This window comes from Streptomyces monashensis (assembly GCF_001866665.1).
In the GTDB taxonomy this organism is placed as follows: Bacteria; Actinomycetota; Actinomycetes; order Streptomycetales; family Streptomycetaceae; genus Streptomyces; species Streptomyces monashensis.
Genome location: NZ_MLYO01000002.1, coordinates 1 through 1,295, shown reverse-complemented (window position 1 = coordinate 1,295; position 1,295 = coordinate 1). Strand labels below are relative to the sequence as shown.

At 68.5% G+C, this 1,295-nt stretch carries 1 protein-coding gene; it reads left to right on the top strand.

Annotated elements, in window-relative coordinates; genetic code table 11:
• A partial coding sequence (locus BIV23_RS00030) for an acyltransferase domain-containing protein (RefSeq protein ID WP_143079013.1) occupies positions 1-1,295 on the top strand: 1,295 nt, incomplete at both ends.

Below are 1,295 nucleotides of genomic sequence, written 5' to 3'. Positions count from 1 at the left end.
GTGGATGTGGCGTGGTCGTTGTGGCGGTCGCGGTCGGTGTTCGAGTGCCGGTCGGTGTTGGTGGCGGGTGAGGTGGTGTCGTCCGGTTCGGTGGTGGGCGGGGCTGTTTCGCCGGTGTTCGTGTTTCCGGGTCAGGGTGCGCAGTGGGTGGGGATGGCGGTGGAGCTGCTGGATTCCTCGCCGGTGTTCGCGGCTCGGTTCGCGGAGTGTGGGGTGGCGTTGGGGGAGTTCGTGGAGTGGTCGTTGGTGGATGTGGTGCGTGGGGTGGAGGGTGCGCCGGGGTTTGACCGGGTGGATGTCGTCCAGCCGGTGTTGTGGGCGGTGATGGTGTCGCTTGCCGCGTTGTGGGAGTCGTTCGGGGTCAAGCCTGCGGCTGTGGTGGGTCATTCGCAGGGTGAGATCGCTGCGGCTGTCGTCGCGGGTGCGTTGTCGTTGAGCGACGGTGCGCGGGTGGTGGCGTTGCGGTCGGGGGCCATTGTGGCGCTGGCGGGGCGTGGCGGGATGGTGTCGGTGGCGTTGGATGCGGAGGGTGCTGGGGAGTTGGCGGGTCGTTGGGCGGGTCGGGTGTCGGTGGCCGCGGTGAACGGGCCGACGTCGACTGTGGTGTCCGGTGACGCGGACGCGTTGGACGAACTCGTCGCCTACGCCGAGGGGTCCGGTGTTCGGGTGCGGCGGATCGATGTGGACTACGCGTCGCATTCGGCTCATGTGGAGGCGATCGAGGAGGAGTTGGCGGAGGTGTTGGCGCCGGTTGTGGCGTCGGTGCCGGTGGTGCCGTTCTTTTCGACGGTGTCGGGGGAGTGGATCGGGTCGGCGGAGACGGATGGGGGGTACTGGTACCGCAACCTGCGCCAGACGGTTCGGCTCCAGCCCGCTGTGGCCGCGCTGATCGATGAGGGGCACGGCGCGTTCCTGGAGATGAGTCCGCATCCGGTGCTGACGGTGCCGGTGGCGGAGACGGTCGAGGCGGCTGGGTCGGATGCGGTGGTCGTCGGGTCTCTGCGTCGTGGTGAGGGAGGTCTGGAGCGGTTCTACGTGTCTTTGGGTGAGGCGTGGACGCGTGGTGTCGGTGTGGACTGGGCGCCGGTGTTCGAGGGGTTGTCCCCGCGTCGGGTGGATCTGCCGACGTATGCCTTCCAGCGCAGTCGTTACTGGCTGGATGTTCCGAGGGCGGGGGCCGTTGTCGATCCGGGTCAGGAGTGGTTCTGGCGGAGTGTCGAGGCGGGTGATGTGGCGGAGTTGGCGGGGACGCTCGGGGTTGCGGAGGGGTTGGAGAGTGTTGTTCCGGCCCTCGC